2 protein-coding genes are annotated in these 2,572 nt (G+C 42.1%); both read left to right on the top strand.

What is annotated here, in order from left to right:
• A partial coding sequence (locus tag D5R40_RS32030) for a recombinase family protein (protein ID WP_124155816.1) occupies window positions 1-1,848 on the top strand: 1,848 nt, incomplete at its 5' end.
• 471 nt (window positions 1,849-2,319) lie between these two features.
• The coding region (locus D5R40_RS32025; RefSeq protein ID WP_161565156.1) for a recombinase family protein at window positions 2,320-2,572 on the top strand (253 nt) is incomplete at its 3' end.

The raw sequence follows: 2,572 nt of genomic DNA, 5'->3' as shown, positions 1-2,572 counted from the left end.
GCCCACACTCACCATCGCCAGGGATTCAAGGATATGCTCAGCAAAGTGGCATTGGGAGAAGTAGGTATTATCTTGTCATTTGAAGTCACCCGATTAAGTAGAAATTGCTCCGACTGGTATCCCTTACTCGATATCTGTGGCTATACTAGTTGCTTGATTGCTGATAATGAAAGTGTTTATGATCCTAGTACGCCCAATGGTCGACTATTGCTGGGGCTCAAAGGGCAGCTTTCTGAACTGGAGTTATACACTTTGAGAAATAGACTTACCGCTGGATTACTTAATAAAGCCAATCGAGGAGAGTTGGCCCTTAATCTGCCAGTAGGCTTCATTCGCAATGAGCTAGGTAAAGTTCAGAAAGACCCCAATCGGGAAATCCAAAGTCGGTTGGAATTACTCTTTGATACTTTTCTAAGGCTAGGATCGTCCGGTAAAGTCCTACGGCATTTTAATCAGTTTCAACTCAAGATCCCTCGTCGGGATCGATACGGTGCTTTAATCTGGAAAATGCCAAGTGCAACTGCTATATTATCTACCTTAAAAAATCCGGCTTATGCAGGTGCTTATGTTTTTGGGCGGAACAAACAAAAACCACAAATATCGGATCCGCACAAGAAAACACGCACTCCTTTGCCTATGGATCAATGGAAAGTCTTGATCAAGGACAAGTATCCTGCTTATATCAGTTGGGAGACCTTTGAAAAAATTCAAGCACAACTCAAAGATAACTACACTGACTATAGCCAAAATAAGTCTCGCGGTATTCCTCGTCAAGGAGTAGCACTATTACACGGTTTAGTTTACTGCGGTGAGTGTGGGCACAAAATGAAGGTTAAATACAAAGATCCACCGAGATATATCTGCAATTATTTAGCCCAGCAGTTTTCCATCCCCATTTGTCAATATATTCCCACTAAACCGCTAGATGCCAAAGTAGTGCAGCATTTCTTCGAAGCGCTATCGGCTATTGAAATCAATGCCTATCAACAAGCACTTGAAAAAGTACAGCAAATTGAACGGCAAGCTCAATTGGCACAACGCCAACAAATACAAAGACTGGATTATCAAGAAAAATTAGTGCGAAGACAGTATCAAAAAGTTGACCCTGATAATCGCTTAGTAGCTGCTGAACTTGAAGCTCAATGGGAAAAAGCGCTTAAAGAGCTTAAACAAGCCCAGCAGGCCTTTGAGCAAAATCATCAGAATTTTCAACAGCTTCACTTACCGAAACATATGATTCAAGCCTTCACTGCTATTGGAAAGCATTTGCCCAAAATGTGGCAAGAGCCTTGTTTAACTTTACCCGTAAAGAAATCCCTCATCCGATGTTTGATTGACAAGGTTGTCGTGAATCGAACACAAAGGGATTTAGTCAAGATCCGAATTATCTGGAAAGGTGGTGCAACTACTACTGATCACCTCCCCGTAAAGGTAGGCGCTTTTGCAGAACTCTCTTTTGCCAAACAAATGGAAGAACTAATTGTCAAATTAGCTAATCAAGGTGTTCTGGATGATGAAATAGCAGCAAGGCTTACCAAGCAAGGGTTCCGTTCTCCGATGAGCGAAAAGGTACTGACCAGTACTGTAACTAGGATCCGGCTGAAAAATAGGATTCTCATAAATCAAAGTCAATCCCACCCAAGGAACATTCCAAATTACTTGACCATTCCCCAGGTGGCCAAAAAACTTGGCCTACATAAAGACTGGTTCTACCATAAAATAAAAAAGCGAGTCATACAGGTCGAAAAAGACACCAAAACACGATTATACTTGTTCCCTGACAAACCTCAAACCATAGAAAAGCTAGTAAAACTCAAGAATGGAAAAGTGAAAACTGTAGCTTTTTGATTACCTTTTCCTATCGTTTAACCCTAACCTGGGTTCATCACCTGGGTTATTTACCCGTGCACCAACATGAACCCACAAAAGAGTCCTAAAGTTGATCCCCCCTTCCGCCAGCCAACATGGCAGGAAATTGAACCTGAAGAAATAGAAGTGACAGACCCGACGCATCCCTTATTCGGTGCTCGGTTCTCTCTTATCTCTATAAGTAACCCTCCCATTGGAGAAGCTCATGCTTTCGTTCAATATCGTGATTATATGATATTAAAAATCCCAATCAGCGCCACTGAGTTGGGAGTTTCTACCCCTTCACTGTCTACTAAATTGTCCTTATCATCCTTAAAAGCAATTATCAAACTTTTCAAGGATTGTAAGGAACTATGCCACATCGACCTATTGAAATCTACCAAAACCTCAGCCCGCAACTCCAAGACGAAGTCCGGGAAGAACTCCTAAACCTCTTTCAACAAGTCATTTATGAATACATCCGAAACCATTCAAGCTCATCACATAGCTCGCAAAGCAGTAATCTACATTCGTCAGTCGACACCTCATCAAGTACTTTCCCATCAGGAAAGCCTTCGGCTCCAATACGGTCTAAAACAACGGGCTCTAAAATTAGGATGGAGTAAATTGGATATAGAGATCATTGATGTTGACCTGGGCTTGTCTGGAGCCCACACTCACCATCGCCAGGGATTCAAGGATATGCTCAGCAAAGTGGCATTGG

The sequence above is a fragment of the Okeania hirsuta genome, from assembly GCF_003838195.1.
Classification (GTDB): domain Bacteria; phylum Cyanobacteriota; class Cyanobacteriia; order Cyanobacteriales; family Microcoleaceae; genus Okeania; species Okeania hirsuta.
The sequence above is the reverse complement of the archived record's forward strand: the minus strand, read 5'-3'. Positions and strand labels throughout refer to the sequence as shown.